Origin of the sequence: Rugamonas sp., from assembly GCF_025354735.1 — a bacterium.
GTDB lineage: Bacteria > Pseudomonadota > Gammaproteobacteria > Burkholderiales > Burkholderiaceae_D > Rugamonas.
This window is the reverse complement of sequence record NZ_JANXMI010000272.1, coordinates 1-18,324: the sequence shown is the minus strand read 5'-3', so window position 1 is coordinate 18,324 and position 18,324 is coordinate 1. Positions and strand designations below refer to the sequence as shown.

General features: G+C 63.1%; 16 protein-coding genes. 9 read left to right on the top strand and 7 right to left on the bottom strand.

Annotated elements, in window-relative coordinates:
• Positions 1-84: 84 nt before the first annotated feature.
• The gene (locus tag Q0S71_RS21985) at positions 85-1,017 is read right to left on the bottom strand and encodes a LysR family transcriptional regulator (RefSeq protein ID WP_296000487.1); all 933 of its coding nucleotides are present in this window, start codon (positions 1,015-1,017) and stop codon (positions 85-87) included.
• 99 nt (positions 1,018-1,116) lie between these two features.
• On the opposite strand from Q0S71_RS21985, the gene Q0S71_RS21980 reads away from it, so the two are divergent.
• The 4 genes from Q0S71_RS21980 (at position 1,117) to Q0S71_RS21965 (ending at position 3,596) form a co-directional block, all read left to right on the top strand.
• The gene (locus Q0S71_RS21980) at positions 1,117-2,142 is read left to right on the top strand and encodes an NADP-dependent oxidoreductase (RefSeq protein ID WP_296000484.1); all 1,026 of its coding nucleotides are present in this window, start codon (positions 1,117-1,119) and stop codon (positions 2,140-2,142) included.
• 112 nt (positions 2,143-2,254) lie between these two features.
• Complete coding sequence (locus Q0S71_RS21975; RefSeq protein WP_296000482.1) at positions 2,255-2,980, top strand: hypothetical protein; 726 nt, start codon at positions 2,255-2,257, stop codon at positions 2,978-2,980.
• A 125-nt stretch (positions 2,981-3,105) separates the two neighbouring features.
• On the top strand, positions 3,106-3,294 hold the full coding sequence (locus tag Q0S71_RS21970; RefSeq protein ID WP_296000479.1) for a hypothetical protein: 189 nt from the start codon (positions 3,106-3,108) through the stop codon (positions 3,292-3,294).
• Positions 3,279-3,596, top strand: a complete 318-nt coding sequence (locus Q0S71_RS21965; protein ID WP_296000476.1) for a type II toxin-antitoxin system RelE/ParE family toxin — start codon at positions 3,279-3,281, stop codon at positions 3,594-3,596. The genes Q0S71_RS21970 and Q0S71_RS21965 overlap by 16 nt, the downstream gene beginning before the upstream one ends.
• A gap of 79 nt (positions 3,597-3,675) precedes the next feature.
• On the opposite strand, the gene Q0S71_RS21960 is transcribed toward Q0S71_RS21965, so the two are convergent.
• From Q0S71_RS21960 to Q0S71_RS21945, 4 genes are all read right to left on the bottom strand, one after another.
• A complete protein-coding gene (locus tag Q0S71_RS21960) occupies positions 3,676-6,363 on the bottom strand; it encodes a DNA topoisomerase III (protein ID WP_296000473.1) in 2,688 nt (895 codons plus the stop codon).
• Between the two features lie 232 nt (positions 6,364-6,595).
• Entirely contained in the window at positions 6,596-7,060 is a 465-nt protein-coding gene (locus Q0S71_RS21955; RefSeq protein WP_296000471.1) for a DUF494 family protein, read from the bottom strand.
• 80 nt (positions 7,061-7,140) lie between these two features.
• Positions 7,141-8,265, bottom strand: a complete 1,125-nt coding sequence (gene dprA / locus Q0S71_RS21950) for a DNA-processing protein DprA (RefSeq protein ID WP_296000468.1) — start codon at positions 8,263-8,265, stop codon at positions 7,141-7,143.
• An 8-nt stretch (positions 8,266-8,273) separates the two neighbouring features.
• Positions 8,274-9,386: a LysM peptidoglycan-binding domain-containing protein gene (locus Q0S71_RS21945; protein ID WP_296000464.1), complete on the bottom strand. Its 1,113-nt coding sequence runs from the start codon at positions 9,384-9,386 to the stop codon at positions 8,274-8,276.
• 270 nt (positions 9,387-9,656) lie between these two features.
• Between Q0S71_RS21945 and def the strand changes: the two genes are divergently transcribed.
• The 3 genes from def to Q0S71_RS21930 all read left to right on the top strand — a co-directional run bounded on the left by def (position 9,657) and on the right by Q0S71_RS21930 (position 12,202).
• Positions 9,657-10,199 carry a peptide deformylase gene (gene def / locus Q0S71_RS21940; RefSeq protein WP_296000461.1) on the top strand — a complete coding sequence of 181 codons (543 nt, stop codon included), beginning with the start codon at positions 9,657-9,659 and terminating at the stop codon, positions 10,197-10,199.
• A 114-nt stretch (positions 10,200-10,313) separates the two neighbouring features.
• On the top strand, positions 10,314-11,273 hold the full coding sequence (gene fmt / locus Q0S71_RS21935) for a methionyl-tRNA formyltransferase (protein WP_296000458.1): 960 nt from the start codon (positions 10,314-10,316) through the stop codon (positions 11,271-11,273).
• A 23-nt stretch (positions 11,274-11,296) separates the two neighbouring features.
• Positions 11,297-12,202: a LysR family transcriptional regulator gene (locus Q0S71_RS21930; protein WP_296000455.1), complete on the top strand. Its 906-nt coding sequence runs from the start codon at positions 11,297-11,299 to the stop codon at positions 12,200-12,202.
• Positions 12,203-12,217: 15 nt separating this feature from the next.
• On the opposite strand, the gene Q0S71_RS21925 is transcribed toward Q0S71_RS21930, so the two are convergent.
• Positions 12,218-12,616, bottom strand: coding sequence for a 4-oxalocrotonate tautomerase family protein (locus tag Q0S71_RS21925; RefSeq protein WP_296000454.1), 399 nt, complete (start codon positions 12,614-12,616; stop codon positions 12,218-12,220).
• A 115-nt stretch (positions 12,617-12,731) separates the two neighbouring features.
• Positions 12,732-12,866: a hypothetical protein gene (locus Q0S71_RS21920; RefSeq protein ID WP_296000451.1), complete on the bottom strand. Its 135-nt coding sequence runs from the start codon at positions 12,864-12,866 to the stop codon at positions 12,732-12,734.
• Between the two features lie 211 nt (positions 12,867-13,077).
• Between Q0S71_RS21920 and metH the strand changes: the two genes are divergently transcribed.
• Positions 13,078-16,848, top strand: coding sequence for a methionine synthase (gene metH / locus Q0S71_RS21915; protein WP_296000515.1), 3,771 nt, complete (start codon positions 13,078-13,080; stop codon positions 16,846-16,848).
• A 668-nt stretch (positions 16,849-17,516) separates the two neighbouring features.
• Positions 17,517-18,221, top strand: a complete 705-nt coding sequence (locus Q0S71_RS21910) for a hypothetical protein (RefSeq protein WP_296000448.1) — start codon at positions 17,517-17,519, stop codon at positions 18,219-18,221.
• The last annotated feature ends 103 nt before the right edge of the window (positions 18,222-18,324 follow it).

The window sequence follows — 18,324 nt, the reverse complement described above, 5'->3', positions numbered from 1 at the left end:
CCCGTGGATTCACTATAGCCCCCGCCGCCGGGCTTGGCAAGCGTGCTGGTGTAACGAACGCGGCGGCGTTCGTGGGTAGTTTTTTCAGGCCGGCAAGGGCAAACGGGCACTGTCCGCCCGCAGCGCCTCGGCCAGCTGCCCCTGCCAGACGCTGGCTGAGGCATGGTTCCACACCAGCGCCACCTGCTCGACGCACTCGAAGGCGCAATCGCTGACGTGGATGCGCCGCAGCTGCGCATCGGCCAGCGCGAAATCGGGCAGATAGGCCAGCGCCGCGCCCGACTTGACCAGGCTCAGCAGCAATTGCAGGTCGTCGGTCCAGTAGCGTATCGTGCGCGGCAGCTGATCGTCGCGCCAGCCGTCGGAGCGGGCGCCGCGCGGCACGCCGCCGAATAGCGAACGCGACGGGCAGGCGAAATCGTGGGCCAGCACTTGCGCCGTCGTGGCCGACAGCGCCTGCGACGGCGCCGATTGAGCGGCCAGCGGGTGGTTCAGGCCCGCCATCAAGTGCTGCGTCACGCTGCCCAGCGGCGTCACCCGCCAGTCCTCCGACCAGTGTTCGCCGCGGCCCTCGATCACCGCGCCGGTGACGATGGCCGCGCTGATGTCGCCGCGCGCCAGCGCCGCCAGCGCCTCGTCCTCGAACAGGGCCTGGAGGCGCAAGCTGCCCTGCGGATAATCGCGCAAGGCCTGCGCCAGCATCTGTCCGTGCCGCCACAGCAGCATCGCCGGCCCGCCGATGCGGCAATCGACGGCGGCGCGCTCGCCCATCAGGTCGACCCTGGCCTGGTCGGCCAGCGCCAGCAAAGCCTGGGCCCGTCCCAGCAGCAGATGGCCGCTGTCGTTCAGCACCAGTTGGCGGGCGCCGCGGTCGAACAGGGCCTTGCCGAGACTGTCCTCCAGACGTTTCAAGGCCTTGGACACGGCCGACGGCGTCAGATGCAGTTCCAGCGCCGCCGCGCCCAGCGACGGCCGGCGCGCGGCGCTGACGAAAATACGCAGGTCAGTCAGATTCATGATGTCCTGACGGGATACAAAAAGTGAATTTAAGTTGCTTTACGAGACGCATGCAACATCTTACCATCGACGCTACCCTCCTCACTCCGATCGCCCGCCATGACCATGCTGACCCAACGCCAGTGGATTTACCGCCAACAACCCGTCGGCCAGATCAGCGCCGACCATTACGAACTGGTCGAACAGCAACTGAGCACGGCGCTGGGCGAGCAGGAAGTGCTGATCGAATCGGCCTATTTCAGCGTCGACCCGTATATGCGCATCGGCCAGTCCAGCAAGCCGACCTACGACACGGAAGCGCACCCGCTCAATACCGTGCAACAGGGCGCCGTCGTGGCCCGGGTGCTGGCCTCGAACGCGCCCGGCTACGCGGCCGGCGACTGGGTGCAAGCCTATTCCGGCTGGCAGACCCACGCCCGCCTCCACGCCAGCGGCCTCAAGCGCATCGATCCCGAACTCGCGCCCGTGACGACCGCGCTCGGTGTGCTCGGCATGCCGGGCCGCACCGCCTGGTTCGGCCTGACCGAATCGGGCCGCCCGCACGCCGGCGAAATGGTGGTGGTGTCGGGCGCGGCCGGCGCGGTCGGTTCGCTCGTGGTGCAGTTCGCCAAGCGCCACGGCGCGCGCGTGCTCGGCATCGCCGGCGGCCCCGCCAAGTGCGCCTGGCTGCGCGACACCCTGGGCGCCGACTGGGCCATCGACTACAAGCCCCACGCCGGCGCCGACACGCTGGGCGCCGAGATCAAGGCGCTGACGGGCGGCGTCGACGTTTATTTCGACAACGTGGGCGGCATGGCGACCGACGCCGTGATCCCCCTCATCAACCGCCGCGCCCGCATCGTCATCTGCGGCCAGATCAGCCAGTATGGCGGCGGCCTGGAAACGCCGGAACTGGGCCCGCGCCTGCTGCACCACATGCTGTACCAGCGCGCCACCATCCAGGGCATGCTGGCGCGCGACTATCTGCACCGCATGGATGAGATGGTGCGCATCGTCGCGCCCTGGGTCAAGGCCGGCGAAATCGTGTTCGAGGAAACCGTGATCGACGGCTTCGAGCAGTTGCCGGCGGCGCTCAACTCCCTGTTCACGGGCGACCATCGCGGCAAGCTGCTGGTGCGCGCGTGAGCGGCCCGTAGCGCTTACCGGCGCTTAGCGGCGTTGACAGGCGCGCATCGCCTGCTGGCGCCGATGATTTAAAATAGGCGTCTTGTATATTGTCTTTACGGTTTATACCCTGATGAAACGCACCGTACCCGTCGACTATGAAGGCCTGTGGCGCCGCACCGTCATCCGGCGCAGCAATGGCGGCAGCGACTCGACGACCCGGGTATGGTGGTTGCAATCATCGCGGTTCCACATCGACCTGCGCATCCCGGCCGACCGCCCCGCCGTCGCCGACGCCGCCGCGCTGGCGCTACTGCCGCCCGATCAGCTGGCACGCTACGCGGCGCAAACCGGCTTCGCCGGCGTCACCGCCGTCGACGGCACGCGCTGCGCCTGGCATCCCGAAATCGCCTTCCCCTACGTCAGCAGCGAAGTCGACGCCGGCGAGATGCGCTTCGACAGTCCCGACCACCTGCACGAAACCGGTCTCGACGACAGCTATGAAGAAGACTGGCTGCGCGAGCCGAGCGGCGCCATGCGCGGCGTGCGCCTGCAAGATCCGCACGGCGCCGCCATCGCCTACCTGCTCATCAGCGAACGGTGGGCAGCCTGGGCCTGCGGCCGGCCGGACGACGAGTTCGCCGCCGATGCGTTCCAGCCGCAGCGCTGCAGCGAGTTTTCCATCTTCCACAGGCAGGACGGCTGGACCATCGTCGCCTCCAACTTTCCATGGCTGGAAAAAACGGCCTCATGCGAGGCTGATGCGCTCGATCCGGCGACGGCACGGCAATGGCAGGTGGGCCAACTTGTCACGATTCCGTGGTCCGAAGTTCCATGGAAAATCAGCGATATCGCATAATTCGCGTGAACGCTTGACGCCCATCGAAGCGTCATCGATTGCCACTTCAAGCACCGCTCTCACAATTCGCACCATGCCTTTCAGGCGCTATACTGAGGTGGAGTCACGCAAACAGGAGAGAAGATATGTCGGCCGCAAAGCAAGAGGTGATGAGTTTGCTTCAATCCCTCCCCGACGACTGTTCGTTGGAAGATATCCAATATCATCTGTACGTCGTCATGAAGATCAAGAAAAGCGAAGCGCGCATTCAGGCTGAGGGAACCTTGTCGCAGCAAGAAGTAACGCAGCGTCTTAGCAAATGGCTAGAAGGATAGTTTGGTCCAGCGAGGCGCTCAATGACGTCGACGCGATCGCGCAATATATTGCGCGCCGATCTACAGCGAATGCGGCAAAGGTCGTCAAAAAGATCTTGTCCATCGCAAGCGACCTCGACAGATTTCCACATCTGGGAATCGTCGTCCCTGATCTGAATAACCCTTTGATACGCCAGCGATCAATCTTTCACTACCGCCTGATTTATCGTGTCGAGATCAGCGAAATCATCATCCTCGCCGTTATTCACGGCCGGCGCAGCCTTCGCCTATTTTTCGACCGCATCAACGGCTCAGAAAATTAAATTTACCCCCAGGCCTCAATGGAAAAAAACCGGAATTCAGCTGAACTGAATTCCGGTTTTTTATGCGATGCGCTGTTTTTTACTCGACTACCGCCGCCGCTTTTTTAGGCGCCGCCTTTTTCGCCGGCGCTTTTTTCACGGCCGCTTTTTTGGCCGGCGCCGCCTTGGCCGCCGCCGCCTTCTTGGCCGGCGCCTTCTTGGCCGGCGCGGCGGCTTTGCCGTCGGCGTCGGCGGCGCCGTCGTCCTCGTCCGCCACCGGCGCGGCCTTGACCTTGGCGCCCGGCTTGGCTTTGCGCTCTTCAAACTCGAAGCTGATCTTGCCGTCCTTGCCCTTGACCAAAAACGCCTTGAACGGACGACGCGTGCGCTGCGACACAAAGCCCGGCATCAGGTCGGTTTTGCCGTCGTTGAGCAGCTTGACCATTTGTTCCGGCAAAATCTCTTGCTGCAAGATGATGCGGCCGCTGCGGAAGTCACAGGTCTTGGGCTTGGCGACGCTGTTTTCGCACACATAGGCCAAGCCCATCTCGTAGACGCCGCCGGCGCACTTGGGGCACGGTCCGAGCACGGTCTGGCCGGTGAAGTCGACCGCTTCGGCGTTTTCATCGTCGTCGTTCTGGCCGAAGTCGAACTCCAGCTTGAAGTTGCTGATGTCCTCGTCGCGCACGATGCGCAGGATGGCCGCGAACGGGCGCCCCATCTTCGAGCGGAAGCCTTGCAGTGGGCCGATGGTGCGGTTTTTCAGCAACTCTTCCACTTCGGCGATCTCGAACTGCCGGCTGCCCGGCGTTTTGCTCATCGAGAATTCGCACTTGGTGCAGGCGAAGCGGCGATAGTTTTCCTTGACCACGCTGGCGCAATTCGGGCACGGCTCGTGCATCGTCGCGTAGTCGCCGGGGATGGTGTCGTTGTTGTATTCCTTGGCGCGCTTGACGATGATCTGCGTCATCTGGGCAATTTCGCGCATGAATTCCTCGCGCGAGATTTTGCCCTTTTCCATTTGCGACAGCTTGTATTCCCACTCGCCCGTCAGCTCCGGCGCGGTCAACTCGTTGACGCCGAGGCCGCGCAGCAAGGTCATCAGCTGCGACGCCTTGGCGGTCGGGATCAGCTCGCGGCCTTCGCGGATCAGGTAGCGTTCCGTCAGCAAACCCTCGATGGTGGCGGCGCGCGTGGCCGGCGTGCCCAGGCCCTTGCCGGCCATGGCGTCGCGCAGCTCGTCGTCGTCGATCAGCTTGCCGGCGCCTTCCATGGCCGACAGCAAGGTCGCTTCCGTGTAGCGGGCCGGCGGCTTGGTGACCAGGGCGTTCGGCGTGACCGATTCGGTCGCCACTTTTTCGCCCTTGGCCACCGGCACCAGATTGCCGTTGGCGTTGCCTTCCTTGTCGTCGTCGGTCGACGCTTCCTTGCCGTAGATCGCCAGCCAGCCCGGATTGGTCATGACCTTGCCTTCGGTCTTGAACTGGTGGCCCGACACTTCGGTGTAGCGGGTGGTCACCTGGAACTCGGCCGGCGGGAAGAACACGGCCATGAAGCGGCGCGTGACCAGGTCGTACAACTTCTGTTCCGGCTCCGACAGATTCTTCGGCGCGATGGTGGTCGGGATGATCGCGAAGTGATCCGAGATCTTGGTGTTGTCGAAGATGCGCTTGTTCGGCTTGACCCAGCCCTTGTCGATGATCTGCTTGGCGAACTGGTGGTAGTTGCTGTTTTCCTTGACCGTCTCCAGCGCCTGCATCACGGTGGGGATGTAATCCTCCGGCAGGTGGCGCGAATCGGTACGCGGATAGGTCAGCACCTTGTGCTTTTCATACAGGGCCTGGGCCAGGCCCAGCGTGTTCTTGGCCGAGAAGCCGAAGCGCGAGTTCGCTTCGCGCTGCAGGCTGGTCAGGTCGAACAGGGCCGGCGCCATCGACGTGGTCGGCTTGGCCTCCTCGGTGACGTTGCCCTGCTTGCCGCGGCAAGCCATGGCGATGGTGTCGGCGGCGGCGCGGCTCCACAGGCGCTCGGCGCGCTTCTCGGGATCGGTCTCGTCCTTCTTGAACTTGGTGTCCAGCCAGCGGCCTTCGTAGATGCCGGCCGCGCAGACGAACTCGGCGCGCACGTCCCAGTAGTCGCGCGGCACGAATTTCTTGATCTTGTCTTCGCGCTCGACGACGATGGACAGCGTCGGCGTCTGCACCCGGCCCACCGTGGTCAGGTAAAAGCCGCCCTCTTTCGAGTTGAAGGCCGTCATGGCGCGGGTGCCGTTGATGCCGATCAGCCAGTCGGCCTCGGAGCGGCAGCGGGCGGCGTCGGCCAGCGGCATCATGTCTTCGTCGCTGCGCAGCTTGGTGAAGCCTTCGCGGATGGCGCCCGGCGTCATCGATTGCAGCCACAGGCGCTGCACCGGTTGCTTGGCTTTCGCGTTCTGCGCGATCAGGCGGAAAATCAACTCGCCTTCGCGCCCGGCATCGCAGGCGTTGATCAGGCCGGTGACGTCCTTGCGCTTGATGAGCTTGTTCAACACCTTGAGCCGCGCCTCGGTCTTGGCGATCGGGTTGAGGGCGAAGTACGGCGGGATCATCGGCAGGTGGGCGAAGCTCCATTTGCCGCGCTTGACGTCGTGTTCTTCCGGCACGGCGATTTCCAGCAGGTGGCCGACGGCGGAGGACAGCACGTACTCGTCGGATTCAAAGTACTCATCGTGCTTGGTAAAGCCGCCCAGCGTCTTCGCGATGTCGTTCGCGACAGATGGCTTCTCGGCGATGATGAGGGTTTTGCTCATATTATGTGGTCTCGATTTACTCTGGAGTGGGTGCCGCGAGCGGCGATAGCATGCGCATCATACAGTGCAACACGGGGCCGGTAGTAGTTTGCCTGGCGGACACTGTTGCGCAGTATTGTCAAAGCGACTATAAAGTCGCCCATCATAAACGTCTAGTGGGGCGCTCCGCAAGCACAGCCGATGGGAGACCCGCGCCGCCGGCGGCCGCCGGCGCTCGCTGGCGGCGCGGGCTTCAGTGCAGCAGGCGCGGTGCTTGCTCGTCGTCGGAGCCGAACAGGTCGTCGAACATCAGCGCGTCCGGTTCCTTGCCCTGGCTCCACAGCAGCATCAGCACGATCACTTTCAGCTTGCCCAGCGACACCGGGGCCTCGTCCAGCGCCAGCGCCCGCTCGACGACGATTTCGCGTTGCAGCGGCGACAGCACCTTGGCGCTTTCGAGGAACTGGATGAAGCCGACGGCGGCCGGGCCCAGCACGTCGAGCTCTTCGGCGACGTAGAAGCGGGTGCCGGTCGACGACGCCGTCAGCGCCTGCTCGGCGCCGGCCATCGCCGTCAAGTCGGTCAGCCAGACCAGCGCTTCGGAAATCTCCACGTCGTCAAAACCGACGGCCGACAGTTTCTTCGCCAATGCGGCCGGTTCCGGGCAGGCATCAGGGCGGTAATACGTCTCGTAGAGATAAACCAGGATATCGAACATGGCGCTACTCTATCAGTTAAGCGAGACCGGGCACAAGTCCCGCACCGGTGCCGCGCCCGCCCCGGCGCCGGCCCCCGGCGTCAGCCCCGCAGGCGCTGGAACAGCCCGCCCGGCAGGCGTTCGACCAGGCGCGCCATTTCCAGGCTCAGCAGCTGACTCTGGACTTGCGCCACGCCCAGGCCCAGCCGCAGCGCCAGCGCGTCGGCGCCGGCCACGTCGTCACCGATGGCGTCGAGCAGCACGTCGACGTAGCCGCTGTCGGGCACGGCCGGCGCGCCCGACAGCGGCCAGCGCAGCTCGGCCAGCACGTCGTCGACCGTCTCGACCAGCTTGGCGCCCTCCTTGATTAACTGGTGGCAACCCTTGCTCAGCGCGGCGTGGATGGAGCCGGGGATGGCGTAGACGTCGCGGTTTTGGTCCAGCGCCAGGCGCGCCGTGATGAGCGAGCCCGATTTGGCCGCCGCCTCCACCACCAGCACGCCGCGCGCCAGCCCGCTGATGATGCGGTTGCGGCGCGGGAAGTTGTCCGAGCGCGGCGGCGTGCCCAGCGGAAATTCGCTGACGACGCAGCCGTCGGCGGCGATGCGCCGCGCCAGCGCGCCGTTGGCCCGCGGATAAATTTGATCGGCGCCGGTGGCGATCACGGCGACGGTGGCGCCGGCGCCGGCCAGGCCGCCGTCATGGGCCGCCGCGTCGATGCCCAGCGCCAGGCCCGAGACGATGGTCAGCCCGGCCTGCGACAGCGCAGCGCCGAAACGCGCCGCGTGGGCCACGCCCTGGGCGCTGGCGTTGCGGCTGCCGACGATGGCCACGGCCGGCCGCGCCAGCAGGTCGACGCGGCCGATCGCGTACAGCAGCAGCGGCGCGTCGGCGATTTCGCGCAGCAGCGGCGGGTAGCGGGGATCGTCCAGGGTGAGCAGGTGGCGGCCGGGGTGGCCGAGCCAGTCGCGCAGACCGGCCAGCGCCGGCCCCACGTCGGCGCCGGCGGCGGCCGCCAGGGCTTGCGCCTGGGCCGGCTTGACCAGCGCCAGCAGCGCCTCGCGGCCGGCGCCGAAGATGGCGGCCGGCGTGCCGTGGGCGGCTAGCAGGCGGTGCGCCGTCAGCAGGCCGACGCCGGGCGTGTGCGCCAGACGCAGCCAGCCGGCCAGCGTTTCATCGGGAGCGGCGGGCCGGTTGGCGGGGGTGGGGGTATCCGTGGCGGCCACGGCGCGGTTTACTCCGGCGAACGCGCCACGTCGCCCACCACTACCGGCTCCGTGACCTGCATGATCAAGCCGTAGGCAATATGCTTGAACACGCGGAACACAAACAAGCTGCCCACTTCCTCGTCCGGCAACTTGACCTTGGGGCTGCCCATGCCGGTCCAGCCCTTGCTGGCCGTCGTATCGGTCACCACCCGACCTGCATGGTACAACTGCAGCACGGAGCCGACATCGAGTCCGTCAAGCTTGCCGCGATTAATGCTGACGACCTGGTTCTGGCCGGCGTGCGTGACGCCGCCGTAAATGGCCACCACGCGCGATTCCACCAACTGTTCCGGCGGATGCGGCACATAGTTGCGCATCGGCGTGGGCGGCGCCTGCATCAGCTGGTCGCCGACGCCCATTTCTTCCTTGGCGTTGGCGACGGTGAAGGTGTGGACGTCGCTGCCGCTGCCGCCCTTGGCCGCCGTCTGCAACTTGAGCGTGCCCAGATAAAACGCCTCATGGCCGATCACCTTGCCCGTCACCGGGTCTTTCAGCGGCACGCCGGGCCGGAACACCTGGAACGAGGTGCCGCCGTTCAGTTCGCCACGCACATAAGCCTTGTCGTCCTTGCCGAGGAAGACGTGGCCCTCCTGGGTGGCGACGACGCGCGGCGCGTTTTTCAGCTCGTCGTCCTCGACGATCAGCGGCTGCGTCAGGAAGGGCTCGATCACGCCGGACGGAATCGATTGCACGGCATCCTTGCCGAGGCCCTCCATGCGCAACTGCGGCGTCAGGCGCAGCTGCGACGGATCGCCGCCGCCGCCGTCACCGTTGGCGCCGATCGGCGCGCCCAGGCGCAAGCGGCCGCCCACGCGGTCGAAATAGACGATCTGGCCCGGATAGATCCAGTGCGGATTATGGATTTCTTCGCGGTTCATGCCCCACACCTGCGGCCAGCACCAGGGCTTGTCGAGGAAATGGCCGGAAATATCCCACAGGGTGTCGCCTTTGACGACCAGATGCTGGTCCGGCGCGTCGGCCCGGAAGGTGCAATGCAAGGTCTGCGCCGACACCGCCGTCACACCGGAAAAAAGGGCTGCTACAACTAAGCGGGCGCCGACTGTGCTAAAATTTTTCATTAATATGTCCGTTAAGTGCGGCAAGGCGTAAAGCCGACAGCGTGCCGGGATCACGGGATTTCCCCGACGCGACAGCGCCGGCCGCCGGCTGGTATCATGCCCACGGCACGCTACCGACATGCGACCCTATCGACGGGGGAGAAAGGCAGGCCTGAAGCTTGCCGAACTGAATCAAATTCTGCCCATAAAACCCCGAACTAGCAAGTGAAACCGCGCTGTCCCATAGGGCGCCGCTGTCGTAGCTGGCAAAAACACTAACATTCTACTCGTATGGCTATCCTAAATATTCTTCGCTACCCCGATCCGCGCCTGCACAAGGTCGCCAAACCGGTCACCGTGTTCGACGCCAAGCTCGAACAACTTGTCGCCGACATGGCCGAAACCATGTACGAGGCGCCCGGCGTGGGCCTGGCCGCGTCGCAGGTCGACTTCCACGAACAGTTGCTGATTATCGACACGTCCGACACCAAGGATGCGCTGACCGTCTTCATCAATCCCGAAATCATCTGGGCCAGCGACGAAATGCAAGTCTACGACGAAGGCTGTTTGTCGGTGCCGGGCGTCTACGACGGCGTCGAACGGCACGCCAGGGTCAAGGTGCGGGCGCTCGACGTCAAGGGCCTGCCCTTCGAACTCGAAGCCGACGGCCTGCTGGCCGTCTGCATCCAGCACGAGATGGACCATTTGCTGGGCAAAGTGTTCGTCGAATACCTGTCGCCGCTCAAGCGCAACCGCATCAAGACCAAGATGCAAAAAGAAGAGCGCGGCCTGCAACGCGAAGAAATGCTGCGCGCCCAAGGCCGCCGCTTCTGACGCCCCGACGCGTTCCGCGCCAGCCGGCCGCCGGCCGCCGCTGACCGCTAATCGCCAGGCGCCAGGCGCTTGCCACGGCCGTGCCGGCGCGCCCATCATCACCAAGGAAACCCCATGAAAGTGATCTTCGCCGGCACGCCGGAATTTGCCGCCGTGGCCTTGCAGGCGCTGCACGAAGCCGGCCACGACATCCCCTTGGTGCTGACCCAGCCCGACCGCCCCGCCGGCCGCGGCATGCATTTGCACCCGTCGGCCGTCAAGCAGTACGCGCTGGCGCACGACATCGCCGTGCTGCAACCGCTGTCGCTGCGCATGGACAGCAAGGACCCGCAGCGCGCCGCCGAGGCGCAGGCGGCCCATGAGCGCCTGCTGGCCACCGACTACGACGTGATGGTGGTGGCCGCCTACGGCCTGATCCTGCCGCGCAGCACGCTCGACATCAAGCCCTGCCTCAACATCCACGGCTCGCTGCTGCCGCGCTGGCGCGGCGCCGCCCCCATCCACCGCGCCATCGAGGCCGGCGACGCCGACACCGGCGTCACCATCATGCAGATGGAAGAAGGACTCGACACCGGGCCGATGCTGCTGATCGAGCACGTCGCCATCGGTGAGCAGGACAGCACCGCCATCATCCACGACCGGCTCGCCGCGCTGGGCGGGAAGATGATCGTGCAGGCGCTGCGCAAGATGGAGCAAGGCACGCTGGAAGCGGTGACGCAGCCGCAAGCGGGCGTCACCTACGCGGCCAAGATAGCCAAGGAAGAAGCGGCGCTCGACTTCGCGCAATCGGCGCCGCACCTCGGCCGCAAGATCCGCGCCTTCAACCCCTTCCCCGGCGCGCACGGCAGCGTCAACGGCGTGATCGTCAAGCTGTGGGGCGCCGACGTGCTGGCCGCCGACAGCGGCGCGCCGGCCGGCACCGTGCTGGCGGCCGACGCCCAGCACGGCATCGTCATCGCCTGCGGCGGCGGCGGCTCGCTGCGCCTGACCGAATTGCAAAAACCCGGCGGCAAGCGCCTGCCCGCGCACGAATTCATCAAAGGCTTCCCGCTCGACGGCCAGCGCTTCGAATAATTTCCACAGCAGGAAAGGCGCCGATGGATCAACTGGCAGCACTGAGAGCCTTGCGCCGCGTGGTGGAACTGGGCAGCTTCACGGCCGCCGCCGACGCCCTCGGCATCTCGCACACCATCGTCTCGCGCCAGATCCGCCAGCTCGAAGAACAGCTGGGCGCGCAACTGCTGAACCGCACCACGCGCCGCTTCGCCCTCACCGCCGCCGGCAAGGATTACTACGACGCCAGCCGCCATATCCTCGACGCGCTAGCCGCCGCCGACCGCGCCGTCGGCCAGCACCACGCGCGGCCGACGGGCAGCCTGCGCATCAACGCGCCGATGGCCTTCGGCACGCTGGAGCTGGCGACGTGGCTACCGGATTTCCTCGCGCTGTATCCCGAACTGCACATCGACCTGGTCTGCAACGACCGCATCGTCGACCTGATCGACGACGGCTTCGACGTGGCGCTGCGCCTGACGCGCGACCTGCCCGACTCCACGCTGATCGCCAGGCGCCTGGCCAGCAGCGCGCTGGTGACGGCCGCCGCGCCGGCCTACCTGGCGCGGCACGGCATGCCGCCCACGCCGGCCGACCTGGCGCACCACAACTGCCTGACGTACACGCAGGCGGCCAAGCCGAACAGCTGGACCTACATCGGCGCCGACAACGCGCACGAAACCGTGACGGTGCGCGGCAGCCTCCAAGCGAACACCAGCGTCGCCTTGCGCCAGGCCGCGCTGGCGGGACTGGGTATCGTCAGCACGGCCTCCTTCATCGTCCACGACGATATCAAGCGCGGCGCGCTGGTGCGCCTGCTGCCCGGCTACACGATGCGCCCGCGCGAGCTGTACGCGCTGTACCCGCAGAACCGCCACCTGTCGCCGAAGGTACGCGTGTTCGTCGACTTCGCCGCCGCGCTGTATCAGAGCCGCGATTGGGATGACTGACGTCTGTCTGCTTAGTTACAACAGCTTGCGCACCGCGCGGAACTGCTGCGTCAGGCCGCCGTAGCCCCAGGCGGCCGGGCGCGCGTCGTGGACGTGGATGTAGCTGACCTCGTGCAGTTCGCCGAGCAGCTCCTGCATCGCGGCGAACACGGCGTCGATATAAGCGGCTTTCTGCGTGGCCGTGTTGGTCTCGTCGGTGATAAGGATATCGAGGAAGAAGCTGGCCTTGCGCAGCTGCGCCAGCGCGGCGCCGCCGATGAACCAGTGCGCCGCATCGACGTGGGCGATGGCGACCGCTGTCAGCGCCGCATCCTTCTGCAAAATCTGGCCGGTCAATTGCGTCAGCCGGGCTGCGATGCGGGCCGACTGCGCCGCGTCGGGCGCGGTGGAAAGGCTGAGGTTCAGGATAGGCATGATAGGCTTTCGGAGGGAGTTGAAGGAAGCTCCATCCTAAGTGCGCGATGCGGCCCGCACCAGCGCGCGGCGCGCACATGATTTGTGCCGATTTCGCACAGCGCCGTTAGCGCCCTTAGCGGCAATAGCCGGCGTAGCATATCCACGCCACGATCAGCGTCGTGTAGGCGAGCGTGGAAAAATACAGCAGTGGCAGTTTCATGGCGTGGCAATCGATGGGCGGGCGATGAGCATATTGTCTGGCCGTCATGTTTCGGCAGCGTGACAGAAAGGCGCCACTTGGTATCGTCATGTTTCCGCCGCCCGCGCATGGAACAAAACGATACATGGCGGCGCCGTTGTTGCTGCGATGCAGCAGCAGCCTGAAGCATATTGCGCTATGCCGTATAATTTTAGACCGTCCCGCCGCCGCATCCGCTCCTTGAAAGTACTAAATGAATAACACCGCGCCCTTCTCCCTGATGTCCAAGACCGATGGCCAGCTGCGCGCCATCCTCGCGCGCCGCATCATGATCCTCGACGGCGCGATGGGCACCATCATCCAGCAGTACAAGCTCGATGAGGAAGCGTACCGCGGCGGCCCGAACGGCCGCTTCATCGATTTCGCCGCGCCGGCCGGTTCGGGCGCGCGCGAACTGTTCGTCAAAGGGAACAACGAGCTGCTGACGCTGACGCAGCCGCACATCATCCAGGAAATCCACGAGCGCTACCTGGCCGCCGGCGCCGACCTGATCGAAACGAACACCTTCGGCGCCACCACCATCGCCCAGGACGACTACCACATGGCCGAACTGGCCTACGAGATGAACGTGGCCGCCGCCAGGCTGGCGCGCGCCGCCTGCGACAAGTACAGCAGCGCCGACAAGCCGCGCTTCGTCGCCGGCGCGCTGGGCCCGACGCCGAAAACGGCCTCGATCTCGCCCGACGTCAACGACCCGGCCGCGCGCAACGTCACCTTCGACCAGCTGGTCGCGGCCTACCACCAGCAGGTGCGCGGCCTGGTCGAAGGCGGCGCCGACGTGCTGCTGGTCGAAACCATCTTCGACACCCTCAACTGCAAGGCCGCGCTGTTCGCCATCGACCTGTATTTCGCCGAGCACCCGGACACGCCGCGCCTGCCGCTGATGATTTCCGGGACCGTCACCGACGCCTCCGGCCGCATCCTGTCCGGCCAAACCGTGCCCGCGTTCTGGAACTCGGTGCGCCACGCGCGCCCGCTGACCATCGGCCTCAATTGCGCGCTGGGCGCGGCCCTGATGCGGCCCTACGCCGAGGAGCTGTCGAAGATCGCCGACACCTACGTCTGCATCTACCCCAACGCCGGCCTGCCCAATCCGATGAGCGACACCGGCTTCGACGAACTGCCGGCCGACACCTCGGCGCTGCTGCGCGAGTTCGCCGACGCCGGCTTCATCAACATCGCCGGCGGCTGCTGCGGCACTACGCCGGACCACATCGGCGCCATCGCCCAGCTGCTGTCGACCACCGCGCCGCGCACCGTGCCGGAAATCCCGGTGGCGCAGCGCCTGTCGGGACTCGAACCGTTCACCATCGACGAGAACTCCCTGTTCGTCAACGTCGGCGAGCGCACCAACGTCACCGGCTCGAAAGCGTTCGCGCGCATGATCCTCAACGAGCAGTACGACGAGGCGCTCAGCGTGGCCCGCCAGCAGGTGGAAAACGGCGCCCAGGTCATCGACATCAACATGGACGAGGCCATGCTCGATTCGCTGGCCGCGATGACGCGCTTTTTGAACCTGATCGCGTCCGAGCCGGACATCTCGCGCGTGCCCATCATGATCGACTCGTCGAAATGGTCGGTGATCGAAGCGGGCCTCAAGTGCGTGCAGGGCAAGGCCATCGTCAATTCGATTTCGATGAAGGAAGGCGAGGAGGAGTTCATCCGCCAGGCCGGCTTGTGCCGCCGCTACGGCGCCGCCGTCATCGTCATGGCCTTCGACGAAAAAGGCCAGGCCGACACCTTCGAGCGCAAGACCGAAATCTGCGCCCGCGCCTATAAAATCCTCACCGAGCAAGTCGGCTTCCCGCCGGAAGACATCATCTTCGACCCCAACATCTTCGCCATCGCCACCGGCATCGAGGAGCACAACAACTACGCGGTCGACTTCATCAACGCCACCCGCTGGATCAAGGACAACCTGCCGCACGCGAAGATTTCGGGCGGCGTCTCCAACGTCTCGTTCAGCTTCCGCGGCAACGACCTGGCGCGCGAGGCGATCCACACCGTGTTCCTGTACCACGCCATCAAGGCCGGCATGACCATGGGCATCGTCAACGCCGGCATGGTCGGCGTCTACGACAACCTGCCGGCCGAACTGCGCGAGCGGGTCGAAGACGTGGTGCTGAACCGCCGCGACGACTCGACCGAACGCATGATCGAGATCGCCGGCACGCTGAAAGCCGGCGGCAAGGCCGAGGTGCAGAACCTGATCTGGCGCGAAGGCACGGTGCAGGAGCGCTTGTCGCACGCGCTGGTCTACGGCATCACGCAATGGATAGTCGAAGACACCGAGGAGGCGCGCCAGGAACTGCTGCACAACGGCGGCCGGCCCATCCACGTCATCGAAGGCCCGCTGATGAACGGCATGAACGTGGTCGGCGACCTGTTCGGACAAGGGAAGATGTTCTTGCCGCAGGTGGTCAAATCGGCGCGCGTGATGAAACAGGCCGTGGCCCATTTGATCCCCTACATCGAAGAAGAAAAACTGCTGGAGGAAAAACGCACCGGCATCGTCGCCAAGCCGAAAGGCAAAATCATCATGGCCACCGTGAAGGGCGACGTCCACGACATCGGCAAGAACATCGTCACCGTGGTTTTACAGTGTAATAACTTCGAGGTCGTCAACCTCGGCGTGATGGTGCCCTGCTCCGAAATCCTGGCCCGCGCAAAAATCGAAAACGCCGACATCATCGGCCTCTCCGGCCTGATCACGCCGTCGCTCGAAGAGATGGCCTACGTCGCCAAAGAGATGCAGCGCGACGAGCATTTCCGCATGCTGAAGATTCCGCTGCTGATCGGCGGCGCCACCACCAGCCGCGCCCACACGGCCGTCAAGATCGCCCACAACTACGAAGGCCCGGTGGTCTACGTGCCGGACGCATCGCGCTCGGTGTCGGTGGCGCAGTCGCTGCTGACGCCCGAAAGCCGCGACCAGTACATCGACGACATCGCGCAGGATTACGTGCGCATCCGCGAGCAGCACGCCAACAAGAAGGCGCTGCCGATACTGTCGCTGGCGGCGGCGCGCGCCAACAAGATGCGGGTGCCGTTCGACGGCGCGCACACGCCGGTCAAGCCGAAGTTCATCGGCCGCCGCGTGTTCAAGAACGTCGACCTGGCGACCGTCGCGCAATACATCGACTGGGGTCCGTTCTTCCAGACCTGGGACCTGGCCGGCCCCTTCCCCGCCATCCTGAACGATGACGTGGTCGGCGAGGCGGCCAGCAAGGTGTATGAAGAGGGCCTGGCGCTGCTCAAGAAAGTCATCGACGGCCGCTGGCTGACGGCCAACGGCGTGGTCTCGCTGCTGCCGGCCAACAGCGTCAACGACGACGACATCGAAATCTACACCGACGACACGCGCCAGCATGTCGCCTTCACCTACTACGGCTTGCGCCAGCAGGGCGTCAAGCCGTTGGTCGACGGCGTGCAGCGGCCGAACCAGTGCCTGGCCGATTTCATCGCGCCGAAGGCGTCCGGTGTGAAGGATTACATCGGCATGTTCGCGGTGACGTCGGGCCTCGGCATCGAGAAATACGAGAAGCGCTTCGAGGACGCGCACGACGACTACTCGTCGATCATGCTCAAGTCGCTGGCCGACCGCTTGGCCGAAGCCTTCGCCGAATATCTGCACGACCGCGTGCGCAAGGATTTGTGGGGCTACTCGGCCGCCGAACAACTGAGCAACGATGACATGATCGCCGAAAAATACGTCGGCATCCGTCCCGCGCCCGGCTATCCGGCCTGCCCGGAACACACGGTCAAGGCCGACATGTTCAAGGTGATGCAGGCCGAGGAAATCGGCATGCAGCTGACCGAATCGTATGCCATGTATCCGGGGGCGGCGGTGTCGGGCTTTTACTTCGCGCATCCGGAATCGAAGTATTTCGTGGTCGGCAAAATCGGCGAGGACCAGCTCAATGACATGGTCGCGCGGCGCGGTGTCGACAAGGCGGAAATGGAACGCTGGCTGGCGCCCAATCTGTCTTGATGCGCGACAGGTTTACGCGTCTTAGGGCGATGCGATATATCAACGCTCAGTATTGTCGTCCCATATGGTTTCACGGTCACGTCAACTGATACGAAAAGGTAGAAGTGGCTAATAATGATCCAATTCAAGAGCTTACTCCCACCGAAAAAATCTCTATTTTAAACAGGTCCTGCGTCCACGCATGCTGAGATTTTCCGATTTCCGCGCTGTAGTAGATCGAGAGTAGCGACCACAATTAGAGCCTCCCAAAAAGATAACTAGCTTAAGCTTTAGATTGGATTGCCTCTAGGATTAAAAAATTGACAGGCTCCATTTCACGACGCATGAAACTAGCGGCTAACCACAATTCTTTGAAATGGAATTTCTAGTTTGACGCTACTAATCCATTATCATTTTGCAGTGTCAATCAAATCAATTTTATTGCCATGCAAATGAAGAAAAAATTTCTTTTTCGCCACATTAGATTGCAAAATTAAAATTAAAATTAAAAATATAAAATTATAAAAAAATTGTCTTTTTTGATTGCAACTTGACTAAACATACAGTAAATTACTAGCATTAAAAAAGTTTACTCACAGAATTTAAATCAATCCGACAAATAATTTCGTGATGGATATTTTGCTATAAATTTTATAAAAAATAATTTACGAATAAATTGAAAGAAAAAATTGACAAATTCAGGAATTGATGCGGCATTCGAAAACAATTTTGAAGAGCGTGCAAAACGCTTATCAAAAGACGAATTGACACAATGGACAGCGCCTAGCGAACTTGATCGGATTATTATTGAAAAACTAAAAGGCAACGGTGTAAAGCTCCTATTGGGCCCACGTGGATCAGGAAAATCTACGTTATTTCGCGTTGCATATTTTGAGCTGTTATTACAAGAAAAATGTTTACCTGTTTATATAAATTACTCTCAATCATTGGCATTAGAACCACTGTTTCACAATACAACAAATGCGACCAAAATATTCAGGCAATGGGTCTTGCACAAAGTTCGCCATGCGATTAGTGAAACGTTTATAGAGCGCGGCATTACTGCCGACGGTTTCAATACAGATGATTCCATTGAATTAATCCGAGAATTAGAAAGAGGCAACGTTCCTGATGAGATAAGCCGTGAATTAGCCCCGTCGGAATTGATTGAAGAAATTGAAAATATTCTAATGCTGCATGGCCTTAATCGATCAGTTCTACTGATGGACGATGCCGCTCATGCTTTTTCCGAGGAGCAACAACGTGAGTTCTTTGAAATTTTTCGTCAATTGAAATCTAGAAAAATATCATCAAAAGCAGCGGTATATCCAGGCATAACGAGTTATTCTCATGGCTTTAAGGTGAGCTCTAATAACTCGATTTTGACGGCGTAAAGCGGTGAGCAGGCCGCTTGCCCAATGTCGGCGGTTGTAACGGCCGATCCGGCGACGCGTGGGAAATGGCAAGGCAAGGAACAAACTGGGCGATCTGGGGGCG